Origin of the sequence: Micromonospora sp. NPDC048947 (genome assembly GCF_040649495.1) — a bacterium.
Classification (GTDB): Bacteria; Actinomycetota; Actinomycetes; order Mycobacteriales; family Micromonosporaceae; genus Micromonospora; species Micromonospora alfalfae.
In genome coordinates, this window is the sequence record NZ_JBEZFO010000009.1 from 223,841 (window position 1) to 238,765 (window position 14,925).

General features: G+C 72.4%; 14 protein-coding genes. 9 read left to right on the forward strand and 5 right to left on the reverse strand.

The genetic code is table 11. The features are described from left to right. Nucleotides 1–222 precede the first annotated feature (222 nt). The 4 genes from AB0B98_RS15820 (at nucleotide 223) to AB0B98_RS15835 (ending at nucleotide 2,339) form a co-directional block, all read left to right on the forward strand. On the forward strand, nucleotides 223–426 hold the full coding sequence (locus tag AB0B98_RS15820) for a hypothetical protein (RefSeq protein ID WP_357363252.1): 204 nt from the start codon (nucleotides 223–225) through the stop codon (nucleotides 424–426). 114 nt (nucleotides 427–540) lie between these two features. Beyond that, nucleotides 541–942, forward strand: coding sequence for an AraC family transcriptional regulator (locus tag AB0B98_RS15825; RefSeq protein ID WP_112582884.1), 402 nt, complete (start codon nucleotides 541–543; stop codon nucleotides 940–942). Nucleotides 943–977: 35 nt separating this feature from the next. Continuing rightward, nucleotides 978–1,397, forward strand: coding sequence for a VOC family protein (locus tag AB0B98_RS15830; RefSeq protein ID WP_088952055.1), 420 nt, complete (start codon nucleotides 978–980; stop codon nucleotides 1,395–1,397). 297 nt (nucleotides 1,398–1,694) lie between these two features. Beyond that, entirely contained in the window at nucleotides 1,695–2,339 is a 645-nt protein-coding gene (locus AB0B98_RS15835; RefSeq protein WP_357363254.1) for a histidine phosphatase family protein, read from the forward strand. Here the strand turns inward: AB0B98_RS15835 and AB0B98_RS15840 are convergent. After that, nucleotides 2,327–2,878 carry a hypothetical protein gene (locus AB0B98_RS15840; RefSeq protein WP_357363256.1) on the reverse strand — a complete coding sequence of 184 codons (552 nt, stop codon included), beginning with the start codon at nucleotides 2,876–2,878 and terminating at the stop codon, nucleotides 2,327–2,329. The genes AB0B98_RS15835 and AB0B98_RS15840 overlap by 13 nt on opposite strands. Nucleotides 2,879–3,030: 152 nt before the next feature. On the opposite strand from AB0B98_RS15840, the gene AB0B98_RS15845 reads away from it, so the two are divergent. From AB0B98_RS15845 to AB0B98_RS15855, 3 genes are all read left to right on the forward strand, one after another. Then, nucleotides 3,031–3,798, forward strand: coding sequence for an enoyl-CoA hydratase/isomerase family protein (locus tag AB0B98_RS15845; protein ID WP_357363258.1), 768 nt, complete (start codon nucleotides 3,031–3,033; stop codon nucleotides 3,796–3,798). 81 nt (nucleotides 3,799–3,879) lie between these two features. Beyond that, nucleotides 3,880–4,239 (forward strand): hypothetical protein, encoded by a 360-nt coding sequence (locus AB0B98_RS15850; RefSeq protein ID WP_357363260.1) that lies wholly within the window; start codon nucleotides 3,880–3,882, stop codon nucleotides 4,237–4,239. A 78-nt stretch (nucleotides 4,240–4,317) separates the two neighbouring features. Beyond that, nucleotides 4,318–5,880 (forward strand): serine/threonine-protein kinase, encoded by a 1,563-nt coding sequence (locus AB0B98_RS15855; RefSeq protein WP_357363261.1) that lies wholly within the window; start codon nucleotides 4,318–4,320, stop codon nucleotides 5,878–5,880. 70 nt (nucleotides 5,881–5,950) lie between these two features. On the opposite strand, the gene AB0B98_RS15860 is transcribed toward AB0B98_RS15855, so the two are convergent. The 4 genes from AB0B98_RS15860 to AB0B98_RS15875 all read right to left on the reverse strand — a co-directional run bounded on the left by AB0B98_RS15860 (nucleotide 5,951) and on the right by AB0B98_RS15875 (nucleotide 9,949). Continuing rightward, entirely contained in the window at nucleotides 5,951–6,394 is a 444-nt protein-coding gene (locus AB0B98_RS15860; RefSeq protein ID WP_238676588.1) for an HNH endonuclease, read from the reverse strand. 212 nt (nucleotides 6,395–6,606) lie between these two features. After that, on the reverse strand, nucleotides 6,607–7,815 hold the full coding sequence (locus AB0B98_RS15865) for a hypothetical protein (RefSeq protein WP_357363263.1): 1,209 nt from the start codon (nucleotides 7,813–7,815) through the stop codon (nucleotides 6,607–6,609). Nucleotides 7,816–7,882: 67 nt separating this feature from the next. Then, nucleotides 7,883–9,436: an FAD-dependent oxidoreductase gene (locus AB0B98_RS15870; RefSeq protein ID WP_357363264.1), complete on the reverse strand. Its 1,554-nt coding sequence runs from the start codon at nucleotides 9,434–9,436 to the stop codon at nucleotides 7,883–7,885. A gap of 24 nt (nucleotides 9,437–9,460) precedes the next feature. Next, nucleotides 9,461–9,949, reverse strand: a complete 489-nt coding sequence (locus AB0B98_RS15875) for an MSMEG_6728 family protein (RefSeq protein WP_091403045.1) — start codon at nucleotides 9,947–9,949, stop codon at nucleotides 9,461–9,463. Nucleotides 9,950–10,044: 95 nt separating this feature from the next. Here AB0B98_RS15875 and AB0B98_RS15880 point away from each other — a divergent pair, with 95 nt between their 5' ends. Next, entirely contained in the window at nucleotides 10,045–12,009 is a 1,965-nt protein-coding gene (locus AB0B98_RS15880) for an NAD-binding protein (RefSeq protein WP_357363266.1), read from the forward strand. 49 nt (nucleotides 12,010–12,058) lie between these two features. Beyond that, on the forward strand, nucleotides 12,059–14,911 hold the full coding sequence (locus AB0B98_RS15885; RefSeq protein WP_357363268.1) for a BTAD domain-containing putative transcriptional regulator: 2,853 nt from the start codon (nucleotides 12,059–12,061) through the stop codon (nucleotides 14,909–14,911). Nucleotides 14,912–14,925: the final 14 nt, after the last annotated feature.

Genomic DNA, 14,925 nt, shown 5'->3' on the forward strand with positions numbered 1-14,925 from the left:
TACGTCGAGCAGTTGTCATCGCTTGCTGACTCGTTGCCCGATGGAGCTCGCAGGTTCGCTACGGACCCCGACCACTACGACTTCACTGGCCAGCGCTGTGTCAAGAGCCTGAAGCCCGCGCGACTGACGTCCGGTGAGACGGGCGGCAGTCGATGGCTTGAGCTGTACCTCCAGCACAACTGTTGGAAGCACGAGGAGGACCTGACCATTCGCTACCGGGGCGTGCGGAATCTGACGATTGAGCCCGCTGACCGTGAGCTGGACGTGGCCCAACTCCAGGACGTGATGTTGGACGAGGTGCTGCCGCACGAGCAGGGGTGCCGGCACGAGATCGCCTGTCTCGCCGGCAGGATGATCGTGACGAGTCAGGACCTCACCGCGACCTGGCAGTACGCCGACTGTTCGGAGCGTGGGGCCAACCAGTAAGTCGACGCCGCCGGTGGTCCGGCGAGGAACGACGCGGAGCCGCTACCCGACCGGACGACGGGGCGCCCGGCGCTAGCCTGGGGGCCGGAGCAGCGCGGAGCGGGACAGGGGCAGATGAGTCGGGCGGTGGAGGAGTCGAACCGGGCGATGCTGCGCGCCCGGGACGCGATGGACCGGGCGTACGCCGAGCCGCTGGACATCCCCGCGTTGGCCCGGATCGCGCACGTCTCCCAGGCGCACTTCATCCGTACCTTCCGGGCCACCTTCGGTGAGACCCCGCACCGCTACCTGCAACGCCGCCGGGTGGAGCGGGCGATGTCGTTGCTGGTGGAGACCGACCGGGACGTGACGGACATCTGCTACGCCGTCGGCTTCGGCAGTCTGGGCACGTTCAGTCGGACGTTCCGGCAGATCGTCGGGGAGTCGCCCTCGGATTTCCGGCGTCAGCGCGTCGCGCCGGCCAACGTGCCGTCGTGCTTCACCAAAGCCTGGACCCGACCCAGCAGTTTTGGATAAGCCGCAGGTCACGGTCTACCTCTAGCGTCATGGGCATGACGATGAACGCGATCAGCCGCTCCCAGATCTACGTCCTCGACCAGGACGCCGCGCTTGACTTCTACGTCAACAAGCTCGGCATGGAGGTCAACACCGACCAGGACCTCGGCTTCATGCGGTGGCTCACTGTCAACCTGCCCGGCGACCCGGAGCGCGAGATCCTGTTGGAGAAGCCGGGCCCGCCCGCGCTGGACCCGGCCACCGCTGAGCAGGTCCGGGAGCTGCTCACCAAGGGTGCCCTCGGCGGGTACCTCTTCATGACCACTGACGACGCCCGCAAGACGCACGAGGATCTTGTGGCCAAGGGCGTCGAGATCACCGACGAGCCGACCGAACGCCCGTACGGGATCGACTTCGGCATCCGGGACCCGTTCGGCAACCGGATCCGCATCGGCCAGATGTTCCCCCGGGCGTAGGGCCTGTTTCACAAGAACTGGCCGGCCTGCGGCGGGCCCGGACGACGACCGGCGGCGTTGCGGTTTCGTCCGGATACAACACCGGTATCCGGACAAAACCGCGCCTTGCCGGGTCGCCGCCCGGACTCCGCCTCGGCTCGACCGCCCTTATGAAACAGGCCCTGGGGCGGGCGATGAGCCAGGCCGCGGCGTTTCCCGTGGTACGGGCGGTGTCCGGCCGGGTCGACTGAGCCGACTGCCGCAGGACCGGGAGGTGCGGGTCGAACTCGTACCTCCCGGTGTGTTGAGGTGGGGATCATGGTGACCCGGTTGCTGTACCTGACCCGACACGCCGAGCAGGATCTCTCCGAGCCGAGTGGGCCCGATGCCGGCGAACCGGACACCGGCCTGTCGGAGCGCGGCCGACGGCAGGCCACCCTGCTGGGCGAACGCCTACGGGCCCGGCGGTTCGCCGCCGTCCACCACGGGCCGCTGCGCCGGGCCGCGCAGACCGCCGAGCTGGTCGCCAAGTCGCTGCCCGACGTTCCGGTGTACGAGACGGAGCTGGCCGGTGACCACCTTCCACACGACACGGATCCGGCTGGCCTGCCGCCCGCGTACGCCGAATTTCTGACCCAGTTCTCGGCGGCCGAGCGGGTCGACGGGCCGCGAGTGACGGCGGACGCGGTGCGGCGGTTCGCGGGCCCGGTCGCCGAGGGTCCAGCCGGCGGCGAACCGGTCCGCGAGCTGGTCGTGACGCACAGCTTCCTGATCGCCTGGCTGGTGCGGCACGCCCTCGACGCGCCGGAGTGGCGGTGGTTGGGTTTCAACTCGCACAACGCCGGGCTGACCGTCATCCGGTACAGCGCGGGCGGCCCGCCGAATCTGCTCGCCGTCAACGACGTGGCCCACCTACCGCCGGAGCTGCGGGCCACCGGCCTGCCCCCGGACTATCTGACGTAGGAGCCGGTGGCCCTCAGGAGCAGCTTGACCACCGCCTGGGTGGCCGGCGGCGGGGTCCCGTCGGCCGGGCAGTCGGCGTACCCGGTGTCGTTGCTGGCCACGGTGAGGCGGTAGTGCATCGCGTCCGAGCAGTTGGTCGCTGTGGTCGGCCGTCGCGCCTCGGTGGCGAGCCTGGAGTCGGCGGCCAGCCCCGCCAGGATGCCCTGATCGGCAGGGGTCAGCCGGCCGTTGCGGCGGCTGCCGGCCCGGTCCGTCACTGTCCACTGACCGTCCGGCTCGACGACGATGGAGTCCCCGCGCCCAGCGAAGCCGCCGGAGATTCGCAACGCCACTCGGGGGGCCACACCGCTGGCCCCGGCGCTGACACTGGGGGCGGTGGTCGGCTGCGCGGTGCCGGTGGCCGGGGCGGCCGGGCCGGTAGCTGTGGTGGCCGAGGGCTCGGCAGGGGTGGTGGTGGGGGCTCGGTCGACGCTGGTGCAACCGGTCAGGAGTGCGCCCAGGAGCGCGGCCGTGACGACTGTCGTCGATGCGGGTCTCATCTCCGTCGGACGCGCGAGCCCAACCGGTGGTTCCCCCGGCCGCGCCCGCGCCGGATCCGACCGGTCGTCTTCGCTATGGTCGCCGCACCGGCGCGCGGCGTCGACGGCCAGATCGGCGGCGTCGCTCCAGGTGGCGCGGGAAAGGAGCGGACGTGTCGGACGCGGAGTTGACGGTCGAGGTGACCGGGCCGGTCGCCACAGTTGTCATCAGCAACCCGGCGCGGCGCAACGCGATGACCACTGCCATGTGGCGTCAGCTCCCCGAACTGCTCGACCGGCTGGAGCCCGACCCCGACGTACGGGCGTTGGTGCTGACCGGCGCCGGTGACGCCTTCTGCGCGGGTGCCGACCTCGGTGACCTGGCCGAGTTGCTGGACGCCGGTGACGCCAGCATCGCGGTGGCCGCCGAGGAACGGCTGGCCCGGTTCGCCAAGCCGACAATCGCGGCCATCCGGGGTGCCTGCGTCGGCGGTGGGGCTCAACTCGCGGTCGCCTGCGACCTGCGGATCGCTGCCGACGACGCCCGTTTCGGCGTACCGCCGGCCCGCCTCGGGCTGGTCTATCCGGCACCGACGACGCGCCGACTGGCCCGGCTGGTCGGCCCGTCCGCCGCCAAGCTTCTGCTGTTCACCGCCGAGCTGATAGACGCCGAGCGCGCCCTGCGGATCGGCTTGGTCGACGAGCTGCTGCCGGCCGACCGGCTCGCCGGACGGGTGGACGAACTGACCGCGACGATCGCCCAGCGATCCCCGCTGAGCATCGCCGCCGCGAAAGAGATCATCGACGAGCGCGCCGAGGCCGCGCGGATCGCCTGGTGGCACCGGAAGGTGACGACGACCGGTGAGGCCCGGGAGGGGGTGGCGGCGATCGCCGAACGCCGACAACCTCGCTTCGCCTGGCGGCCACCGACCGACGACTGAGCGCCTCGACCTCCGCGGGTGCCATGACAACGCGGGGACCCGGGGGCGAGACAGCTGATTGCGTTTGTCGTACGACCATCGATGGGTATCCCGGGACCAACCAGGGGCGGGGGCCTTCATGGAGATGGTGACTTCACCGCAGAGCCGCACCGTCGACGGCTGGCGCGGCAGGTTCGACGCGGCACGCCCGAGGCCGACGAAGACCCGGCCCTCCTCGTGGAGACCGCCCGACAGTTCAGCGACCAGCGCTGGTTTGTAGTGCTGGTCGCCGGGTTGGCGATGACGAGCGTCGGTCAGGCATTCCTGGGGTTCGCGCCGTTCTTCGCGGTGATCGGCGGGTTGCTGCTGCTGATCTGGACGGTGCTGAGCGTGTCGGTCCTGCGAAACGCCCGCCGGGGCGAGGCGTTCCTGCGAGACCACCCGGATCTGGGCGGACGGTAGCCGCACGCCGGTCCCACTCATCGCGAGATTTCGATCCCGGGTACCCGATCCTCAGGCCGGTACGGCAGGCTGTCCGTCGTGCAGCGTGATCAGTTGCTTGCGGGCCGCTATCGGCTCCTGGAGCGCCTCGGCAGTGGTGGCATGTCGGCGGTGCATCGGGCGTACGACGAGGTGCTCGAACGGGACGTGGCGGTGAAGGTGCTGGTCACTTCGGACACCAACGCCCCACAGCGGATCCGAGGCGAGGCAAAGGCCGCGGCCCGGCTGTCGCATCCCCACGTCACAAGCGTCTACGACTACGGCGAGTCGGCGCTGGACGGTGTCCAGGTTCCGTTCGTGGTGATGGAGTTGCTCGGCGGTCACACCCTCGAACACCGGTTGGTGGCCGGGCCGTTGCCGCCGCGCGCGGGTCTACGGGTGTGCGCGGAGGTGGCCTCTGCCCTCGCCGCCGCGCATGAGCAGGGGTTGGTGCACCGTGACATCAAGCCGAGCAATGTGATGCTCACGCCGACCGGCGCGAAGGTGCTCGACTTCGGCATCGCGGCTGCCGCCGGAGCGCCGGAGATCGACTTCGAGGGGCGGCTGCTGGGCACGCCGGCGTACCTGGCGCCGGAGCGGTTGCAGGCCGGCGAGGTGCTGCCGGCCAGCGACGTGTACGCCCTCGGCCTGCTGCTGTACCGGGTGCTCACCAGCCGGTTGCCGTGGCCTGCCGAGGCGCGGACCGCCATGTTCCGCGCGCACACGCACGTCGAGCCGGACCCGCTGCCCCCGATCGACGGTGTACCGCCCGAGGTGCACCGGCTCTACCGCTGGTGCCTGGCCGGCGACCCGGCCGACCGGCCGTCGGCCGCGGACGCGGCCCGCATATTGCTCGCCGCCGCGAGCGGGGCCGCCCCCGAGGCGGCTGCCGTTGCCGCTGCCCCGGCGGCAAACGTCACCGAGCAGACCGGTGCCGCAACAACTGCCGGGCAGGCCGGCACCGAGCAGGCTGGCACCGAGCAGGCTGGCACCGAGCAGGCCGGGGCCGGGCAGGCCGGGGGCGCGCCGAGCGGCGAATCGGCGGCGCGGGTGAGGCGCGGGCCGTGGCGTCGGGGGCGAGCCATTCTGACTGTCGGCGGAGCGGTGATCGCCGCTGTGGCGCTCGCCGGCTCGCTCGGTGACTTCAGCAATCGTCAACGGGGGCAGAGCGCCGCGCCGACCGGCAGCGGCCCGGGCACCACCACCGTGGGGATGCCCCGTATCGAGGAGCCGGCCGATCCCGGACCGTCCGCCGTGCCGCCGACCACTCACACACCGTCCGCTACCCGGATCATCCCTCCGACCGGTCCGCGCGGGACGGTGCTCCCGGGCCCGACGACAGCGACTTCCGGCCCGATCCCGACCACTGCCGCGCCGACTCCCACGGCTGCCGCCGGTGTCCCCGTCGACGCGCGCGGCGGGACTGTCACCGCTCGCTGCGTGGGAAAGTCGGTCGAGGTGCTCACTGTGGTGCTTGCGCCCGATTTCCGGGTCGAGGCGTACGACCCGGGGCCGGCCAAGCAGATAGTGGTCGAGCTGACCTCCGCGGAGCACCGCAGCGAGATCCGGGTGCAGTGCCCCAGTGGCCAGCTGAAGTCGAAGGTCAAGGAACGCGCTTCCTGATCGGGGGCCGGCGGGTGCCGCGCCCGGGACGTACCCGGGACGCGGCCCCCCGTTCCCGCCGGCCGGTCCGTCACCGCCCGGTCAGCGCCGCCCAGCCCGGGTTCACCGGTTCACGGCGCAGCGGCATGCCCGCCTCCGCCGGCGTCCGGTCCCCCTTGCGCTGGTTGCAGGCGTAGCAGGCGGCGGTGGTGTTCCGCCAGGTGTTCCGGCCGCCGCGCGAGCGGGGCAGGATGTGGTCGATGGTGGAGGCCGGGCCGCCGCAGTACGCGCAGCACCTGTCGTCGCGGCGCAGCACGCCGGCGCGCGACCAGGCCGGCCCGGAGTTGAACCTCCACCGGGTGACCACGAAGCGGACCAGCCGCACCACCCGGGGCATCGGGAAGACCCCGATCACCCGGTCCGGCTCGGCCTCGTGGATCTCGGCCACCCGACGGCAGAGCATGCGGACAGCGTGTTGAACGGTGACCCGGTGCAGCGGGCCGAGGTCGGCGTTGATGACGAGGACGGCGTCCACCGGGACTCCTTTCCGGTTGGTGGCGGACAGCAGGAAGCCGCCCGGTCCAGCTGTCGGACGGGGCGGCTCAGCGCGTACGGGTACGCGTCAGTCGGGCCGGCCCGCCCGGGGACCTTCCGCTCGGCAACCGTCACCGGGCAGCGTCGACGGCACGGTGGTGACGTGCGACATCGTCATGTGTTGCTCCCGCGGTGGTGGTTGACAGTGCGCGCTCACGGTAGGTCGACCCGGGATACCCGGGCAACGTATTTCGATCGGCCGGTCTCCTCGGGACGCCGCTGGCGGCGGGTGCGGGGAGCTGCCTTCGCCGAGACCTGGGCCGTGGTCAGCGGACGGTTCAGCCGCAGGGCCATCCGCGCGGTGAGTTCGCTGTCCAGCAACGGCCGGTTGACCTCACCGGCTACCGCGAGGGCGGGCCCGGAGACCGACCGCCAGATCGCTGCCAGCCCGGCGCCGAGGCCCACCAGGGCGACGGTTGCCCGGGTGGTCGGTGAGCCGGCGGCAGCGGCGGCACTCACCCCGACGACAGCGAAGAGCACAAGCAGCAGGGGTACGAGCACCGGCCAGAAGATGCCCCGGGCCGCCTGCGCCACCAGTCGCCGGTCCCGGATGATCAGGTTCCTGGCGATCACCGCGTAGTCCTCCTCGTCGAGCAGGTCGCGCGGGTGCAGGCCGCCGGTGAGCACGTCGCGCCAGAGGTCACCCTGACCGCGCAGCGCCCGGCTCAGGGTGGCGGGCGTCGGTTCGGTCGGGTCCCCGTGGCCGGCGCTGTCGACAGCGCTCGCCCAGGCGGCCATCGAGCGGCGCACCACTGCTGCCGAGTACGGCGGCAACACGCTGGCCAGCTCGTCCAGCCATCGGCTGATCTGGACCTGCCGGCCGCCGAACTGTCGCAGCAACTGCGTGACGTCGCCGGCTCGGACGGTGTCGGCCACTGATCGGCCCAGTCGGTAGGCCAGCCCGACCCGGTGGTTGGCGGCCATCGCCCAGCGCAGCACCTCCACGTTGAGGTCGTCGAGGGCGAGCAGCAGCGGCACCGGATCGGCGGGTTCGGGCTGGCCCAGGTCTGGGAGCAGGGCTCGGGCGGCCGACGTGTCGGGTACCGGCCCGGTGTGCCGGGTGAGGTCGGCGATCTGGGCCAGGGCGACGTCCACCCCGTCGAGGTACATCCGCATCCGACGGTGGGCGGACATCTCGGTGAGGTTGGAGAGCTTGGCCGGCGGTACGGCAGGGCGGGCCTCGACGAAGGCGCGGGGCTCCGCGTGTTGTCCGTGGTGGTAGGCGTCCGCCATCCACCAGCCCAGCCGCAGTGCGGTGACGATGCAGGCGCGCTCGTCGTGGATCAGCGGGTACGCGTCGTCGCGGCCGATCTCGTCGAGGGACGAACCGTTCTCCGCGCCGGCGCGGTGCAGTGGTGACATCTCCCGCTGCCCTCCCGCCCGGCCGATCGACGGTTGATCATTCGAGCGTACGGCAGCGTACGGTGGCTTATGTTGTGTTTTGTCGATTTGGCCTGGTGCGGCCGGCCAGCAGCCCACGCGGTCGGATCGAGCGCACCGGCTCGGCCGCGCCACCCTCGGCGCGCAGGATGTGGTTCGCGGCGATGATGCCGGTGGCGGCCGAGCGTTCCATCAACGCGCTCGGGAAGTCCGTGGCGATGCCGTCGCCGGCCAGGTAGATGCCGTTCGCGTCGGTGCGTACCCCCGGTCGCCAGGCGTGGCTGCCCGGCGTGAACGCCGGCGCCTGCGCCTCCACCCGGGCCCGCAGCTCGCGGACCCGCAGGTCGCCGGCCTCCGGCCAGAGCGCGACCAGCTCACGGCGCATCCGCTCGGCCAGCTCCTCGGCCGGCACGCCGGGCTCGCAGGCGTACGCGTGCAGCTCGACGACCGACCCGCCGGTCTGCTGTGCCCAGCGCCGCGGCTCGTTCTCCAACCGGTGGTAGAGCGTCACCGAATCCAGAGTGGGCTGACGGGACACGCCGCTGAACACCGCCCGCTCGGCGGCCACGTCCCCGTCACACCAGTACCGCGCCACAGCGTACGGCGGGCCGGGGGTGCCGAAGGCCGGCATCCGTGCCGCCAGCTCGGGTGCCTGCCCGGCCAGGTCCGGGGAGGCCGCCACCAGCGCGGCGAGCGCCGGCGGGTCGACGGCGAGCACGACGTGACCCGCCGGATGGCTGCCGCCGTCGGTGGTCGTCACCCGCCAGCCCTCGGCGTCGCTGTGCACTCCGGTGGCGGCGCAGTTGGTGAGGACCCGGCCGCCGTGCTTCTCCACGTGCCGGGTCAGCGGCTCCCAGATCGCCGTGGCGTAGTCCTCGTCGGGGCAGTCGAAGGCCAGCCCTTCCGGGTTGCCGAGTAGATAGAAGTGGAACTGGGCGACCATCTCGGCGGCCGACATCTCCGCCTCGTGGTTGAAGAACGAGTGCGAGAAGACCTCGAACAGCATCGCCCGCGCCCGGTCCGGCAGTCGCAGCGACGCCAGCAACTCGTCGGCTGTGGTGTCGTCCAGGTCGGCGTAGGTGCGCACCGGGTCGTAGCTGAGCAGCGGCAGCGCCGCGTCCCGGTCCATCAGTCGCAGGTCGGCCAGGCGCAGGCTGGGGCTGCGCAGCAGCAGAGCCAGCAGGTTCGCCGGCGGTGCGGGCGGCAACCTGCCGAACTCCTCGGTCGGCCACTGCTCGCTGAGAATCGGATAGCCAGGAATCGGCTTGAGGAAACCCAGATCAGTGTCGATCCGGCGGAGGATGGACCGCCAGTTGTAGTACTGCCGGAAGAACGCGTGGAAGCCGTGCTCGTTCTGCTGATGACCGTCGGCGAGCGCCTCCGGCCAGGCACCCAGTCGACCACCGAGCGTGGGTGCCGCCTCCAGCACCGTGACCGCCACACCCCGCTCGGCCAACACCACCGCCGCCGACATCCCGGCGATGCCGCCGCCCACCACCAGCGCCGTGGTCGGTCGCGGCACGCGGTCGGCGCCACCGCCGCCCGGGTCCACCTGGTGCTGCCGTACGCCGATCAGTCGACCTACCACTTGCGACAGCGCCATGGACCCAGTCTGCCCCACCTCAGCTCAGTCGGCCGGTAAGCAACGGCGGGGGCGGTCGGAGGCCGGCCAGACGTACTCCAGATCCTCCGGCACGTCGTCGCCGAACAGCGGGCGGTAGTGCGTCGGGTCCTTGCGCAGCAGCGACGAGCGGTGACTCAGGTGCAGGTCGTCGCGGCCCAGCCACGGTGGCAGCTCACCGGCTCGGGCCAGCTCGTCCTGGGTTCGGATCACGCCGGCCCCGCAGGCGGCGGCGAGGTCGACTGTCATCGTGGTGGCGCAGGTGTCGGCCCGCCCCGGTTCCGTCCAGACCGCGCACATGTCCAGCCCGTAGCGGACGAGCGCCTCCTCGTACCCGGCCCACATCTTCACCGCCGGGTGGTTGCGCCAGCCGTACCCGGGTCGGGTGAGTCCACGCAGCACCTGGATGGCCTCCACCCGTTGCTTGCCGAGCCGCTTCTGGTCCAGCGTGCGGGCGCTGGCCAGAAAGCCCGGGTACGGGAGGAACGTCTGCATGTCGCTGCTCTACCCGTCGCCGGGGCGGACATACCTGGCCACGGGATGATCCGGACGGGGTCGCCCACCGTGGCCGTGCTGATTACGATCCGGGCATGGCGGAGCCGTGGCGGGACCGGGCGCGACGGGCGGTCGAGTGGAACTGGCGGCTGCGATCCGCCGGTGATCCGCGCCCGCACTACGTGATCTGTGGCAAGGACGCGCTCGCCTACTACGTGGCCCGGGCGATGCTCGAATCCGAGCTGCCGGCCGGTGGGGCTCGGGTGACAGTCGTGGTGCCGGAGCGTTACCGCAGCAACGGGCCGGACGTGGCCGGGCTGCGCGGCGTCCGGGTGGTCCGCTCGGACCGACTGGACGTGGCCACCTTCGAGGCCGCCGGTCTGGCCGGCGCGACCGGGCTGGCCCTGTTGCACCAGGACGACGTGGGCAACCTGCACGCCGCCCTCTGCGCCCAGGCCGTCGACCATCGGGTCCGCCAGGTGCTGCGGATGTTCAACGGCACCCTCGCCGACGGCGTACGCAAGCTGCTCAAGGCCCCTGTCGAGGTGCTCTCCGACGCCGAGATGGCCGCGCCGGCCTTCGTGGCCGCCGCGCTCAACGAGGTCGACCCGAGTTCCTTCCAGCACCGGGACAAGACGCTGCGGGTGGCGCGGCGGGCCGACGTCCGACCGCAGGACGTGGTCTGCGCGTTGGCGCACCTCAGCGAGGCGCAGGGGGTGGAGCTGCTGCCGGCCGAGCAGGCCGGCGCCGACCTGGTGCTCGCCGAGGCGACAGGTCAGCCGCCGGGCACCGAGGTCGCCGCCCGCCGGTTGGTCCGGGCACGTCGGCGGCGTCGTCCGGTAGCTGTGGTGCTGGGAGCGGTACGCGGCTTCGCCACCCGCAAGATCGGCATCGCGGTGATGGCGGTGCTGGCGCTGATCGCGGTGCTGGGGACGCTGATCTCCCGGGCCGAGGACGTCTCCCCGCTGGAGGCGTTGTACCTGACGCTTGTCACCACGCTCAGCGGCGCCGACCCGGACACCACAAAGGCGGCGGACGCCCAGATCATGCAGGTGGTGCTCAACCTGGCCGGGTTGGCGCTGATCCCACTGATCACCGCCGTGGTGGTGGACGGCATCGTCAACGCCCGGCTGGCCCTGCACACCGGCCGCCTGCAACCCGCTCGGGTCGGGCACGTGGTGGTGATCGGGCTGGGCAATGTCGGCACCCGGGTGATGGCGCAGCTACGCGAGTACGACGTCGAGGTGGTGGCGATCGACAAGGATCCGGAGCCGCGCGGCGCCGCGCTGGCCCGCCAACTGGAGGTGCCGCTGATCGTCGGCGACGCCGCGTTGCCGGAGACACTTGTCGCCGCCTCCGTGGCCGACTGCCAGGCGCTGGTGGTGGCGTCCACCGACGACGTGGCCAACCTGGAGGCGGCGCTCGCTGCCCGCGACCTCCGCGCCGACCTGCGCGTGGTGCTTCGGTTCTTCGACGGCGACTTCGCCGAACGGGTGGAGGAGACCTTCGCGCTCGGCGTGTCCCGCTCGGTCTCCTACCTGGCAGCCCCGGCCTTCATCGGGGCGCTCACCGAACGCGCCGTGATCACCACGATCCCTGTCGACCGGCACGCGTTGCCGGTCGCCGAGGTGCCGGTCGCCGCCGGCTCCGAGCTGGACGGTCGACCGCTGGACGTGGTCAACCGGGACGGGCAGGTCCGGTTGATCGCCCGCACCCCGGCGGGCGGCGCGAAGACGATCTGGTGGAAGGACCTCGATCCCCGGCAGGTGATCTTCGCCGGTGACCGGTTGACAGTCGTCGCCCGGCGGCGCGGGTTGGACTGGCTGACCCGGCAGTGCGCCCCGCCGGCCCACCCGATCCCTCGGCCGGCCGGGTCGGTCCACGGGGGAGTGCCCGCCCCAGCGGCGGCGTCTCCGCCGGTGCCGGGCCAGACGGGTTCCGGAGTTGGCGCGGCACATCCCGTTCCGCCCGCCGGGGAAGTGCCCTCGACGACAAACGGTGGTCAACCCGAAGGACTGGAGCTGACCCGCCGGCATGACGGGCCCGGCGAGGTGAGCTGAGGCCACCGGCGCGGCCAGAACCGGCCGGCGGTGGGCGACAATCCATGGCATGCGTTTCCGCATCCTGGGGCCTACCCAGGTCGTGCTGGCCGACGGGCGAGAGATGCCCGTGGGCGGTCCGCGGCTGCGCGCACTGCTGGCGCTCCTCCTGCTCGATGCGGGCCGGGTGGTCTCCGCGGACCGCCTGATCGACGGCCTGTACGGGGAGCATCCGCCCCGGGGTGCGGCCAACGCGCTCCAGTCCCAGGTGTCGCGGCTGCGCAATGCCCTGCCCGCGGGGCACGACCCGGTCGAGTTCCACACTGCCGGTTATCGCCTGGCTGTGGATCCCGACGATGTCGACGCGTACCGGTTTGAACGGCTCGCCGAGGCGGGACGCCGTGCGCTCGCCGACGGCGACTGGCCCCGGGCGGCGACGGTGTTGCGCGAGGCGCTGGAGCTGTGGCGTGGTCCCGCCCTCGCCGATGCCATCGGCGCTGCCGGCGCGCCAGCGCAGGCGGCCCGGTTGGAAGAGCTACGGCTGGCCGCCATCGAGGATCGCGTCGAGGCGGACCTGGCGTTGGGCGCACAGAGCGCGCTGATCGCGGAGTTGCGGGAGTTGGTCGTCGCGCATCCCCTGCGGGAGCGCTCGCGGGGCCAGCTCATGCGTGCCCTGGCCGCGTTGGGTCGGCCGGCGGAGGCGCTGGCCGAGTTCGAGGACGCCCGGCACACGCTGGCCGAGCAGCTCGGCGTCGACCCGTCGGCGGAGCTGGCCGCGATCCACCTCGCGGTGCTGCGCGGTGCGGAACGCGGGCCTGCCGAGGCGGTGCTGCCGAGTCAACTCACCACCTTCGTCGGGCGGGAGGAGGAACTCAAGCGCGTCGGCGACCTGCTCGGCGAGCGGCGGCTCGTCACCCTCACCGGCCCCGGGGGCGCGGGCAAGACACGCCTGGCGATCGAGGCGGCGGGCCGGGTCGACGGGGAGGTCCGTTTCGTCGAGCTGGCCGGGCTGGCCGATGGTTCCGACGTTCCGCAGGCGGTGCTGAGCGCGCTCGGCCTGCGTGACGCGGGCCTGCGCGCCCCGGCCGAGGCGGCCTGGCAGACCACCGACCGGCTGGTGGAGGCGCTCGCCGAGCGGCGACTGCTGCTGGTGCTCGACAACTGTGAGCACGTTCTCGTCGACGCGGCCCGGCTGGCGGCCCGGTTGCTGAGCGCGTGCCCGGCGTTGCGCGTCCTGGCCACGAGTCGGGAGCCGCTGGGGCTCGCCGGTGAGGCGTTGTGCCCGCTGTCCGGGCTCGCAGTGCCACCGCTCGGCGCGTCCGCGCTGGATGCCGACGAGTACGCGGCGGTCGGCCTCTTCGTCCAGCGGGCCGTCGACGTCGCGCCCGACTTCACCGTCACGCCGGTCAACGTCGAGATGGTGTTGCGGATCTGTCGCAGCCTGGACGGGCTGCCGCTGGCCATCGAGTTGGCCGCCGCGCGGCTGCGGGCGCTGTCCGTCGCCGAGGTGGCCGCCCGCCTCGACGACCGGTTTCGGCTGTTGTCGACTGGCAACCGGGCCGCGTCGCCGCGACACCGCACCCTGCGGGCCGTCGTGGAGTGGAGTTGGGATCTGCTCGACGACGCCGAACGGAAAGTGGCCCGGCGGCTGACAGTCTTCGCCGGTGGGGCCACGCTGGAAGCGGCCGAGCGCGTATGCGGCCTGCCCACCGCCGAGTTCGTCGACGCGCTCACCGGGCTGGTCGACAAGTCCTTCGTGGAGATGACCGGTGGCCGGTATCGGATGCTCGAAACGGTTCGGGCCTTCTGCGCCGAGCGGCTCGCCGAGGCCGGCGAGGCCGACCAGCTCCGGTGCGCGCACACCGCGTACTTCCTGGAGTTCGCCTGGACCGCCAGCGACCACCTCCGCTGCGCGGAGCAACTGCACTGGCTGCGACGGCTCGACGCGGAGCGGGACAACCTGCACGCGGCGTTGCGCCGGGCCACCGCCGCCGGTGACGCGTCCGACGCGGCCGGAATGGTCGCGGCCCTGTCGTTCTACTGGTGGCTGCGCGGCATGCGCGGGGAGGGGGCGCGGCTCGCCGCGGACGTCCTCGACCTGCTCGGCACCGACGCGCCGCCGGGGATGGGTGAGGAGTTCGCCCTCTGCGTCTACAACGCCTCGCTAGCCGGCTCCGGCCCGCTGCCTTCCCTCGGGACGCAGCGGTCCGTGATCCGTAGTCTGGACCGGGCACCCCGACAGCCGTTCCTGCTGTACCTGTCGGGGATCTCGACCGGGCCGCCGTCCGGCGGTGCCGAGGATGTCGACGAGCTGATGGGGGAGCTGCGACGACTGGTCGGCCCGGATCCGTGGATCAACGCGCTCGGCGCGATGGGCAGCGGCTCGGCGCTGATGTGGAGCGGCCAGTGGGACCGGGCCCGGGCCGCGCTGGTCACCGCGCTCGACGGCTTCCGCAGCACCGGGGACCGGTGGGGCACCATGATCACGCTCGGTGCGCTCGGCGAACTGGCCGCCTGGCAGGGCGATCCGGAGACGGCGGGTGCCCACATGGATGAGGCCATGGGACTGGTCGAGGCCCTCGGGTCGGCCGTCGACCAGGCCGACATGCTGCGTACCCGGGGCGAGGTAAGGCTGCGCGCCGGTGACCTCGCGGCGGCGCACGACGACTTCGACGGTGCGCTGCTCCTCGCGCAGCGCAGCGGCGCGCCCGAGTTCGTGGCCAGCGCCCGGCTCGGTCTCGCCCAGGTGGCCCGCGTGCGCGGGGACCTGGCCGCCGCGAGGCGGTTCTGCGAGGAGGCGCTGACCGGCGGCCTCACCGGCTGGTACGTCGGCGACGCCGCCCGTGCGGAGATCGTTCTCGTCCTGAAGGAGATCGCCGAGGCGGAGAAGGTCGGTGCGCCGCCGTCAGCGGACGGTGCGTGACCCGTCAGCGCCCG

Coding starts and splice junctions, on each gene's coding strand:
- AB0B98_RS15825 (WP_112582884.1), top strand. CDS start 541: ATGAGTCGGGCGGTGGAGGAGTCGAACCGGGCGATGCTGCGCGCCCGG.
- AB0B98_RS15830 (WP_088952055.1), top strand. CDS start 978: ATGACGATGAACGCGATCAGCCGCTCCCAGATCTACGTCCTCGACCAG.
- AB0B98_RS15835 (WP_357363254.1), top strand. CDS start 1,695: ATGGTGACCCGGTTGCTGTACCTGACCCGACACGCCGAGCAGGATCTC.
- AB0B98_RS15840 (WP_357363256.1), bottom strand. CDS start 2,878: ATGAGACCCGCATCGACGACAGTCGTCACGGCCGCGCTCCTGGGCGCA.
- AB0B98_RS15850 (WP_357363260.1), top strand. CDS start 3,880: ATGGGTATCCCGGGACCAACCAGGGGCGGGGGCCTTCATGGAGATGGT.
- AB0B98_RS15865 (WP_357363263.1), bottom strand. CDS start 7,815: ATGTCACCACTGCACCGCGCCGGCGCGGAGAACGGTTCGTCCCTCGAC.
- AB0B98_RS15870 (WP_357363264.1), bottom strand. CDS start 9,436: ATGGCGCTGTCGCAAGTGGTAGGTCGACTGATCGGCGTACGGCAGCAC.
- AB0B98_RS15875 (WP_091403045.1), bottom strand. CDS start 9,949: ATGCAGACGTTCCTCCCGTACCCGGGCTTTCTGGCCAGCGCCCGCACG.
- AB0B98_RS15880 (WP_357363266.1), top strand. CDS start 10,045: ATGGCGGAGCCGTGGCGGGACCGGGCGCGACGGGCGGTCGAGTGGAAC.
- AB0B98_RS15885 (WP_357363268.1), top strand. CDS start 12,059: ATGCGTTTCCGCATCCTGGGGCCTACCCAGGTCGTGCTGGCCGACGGG.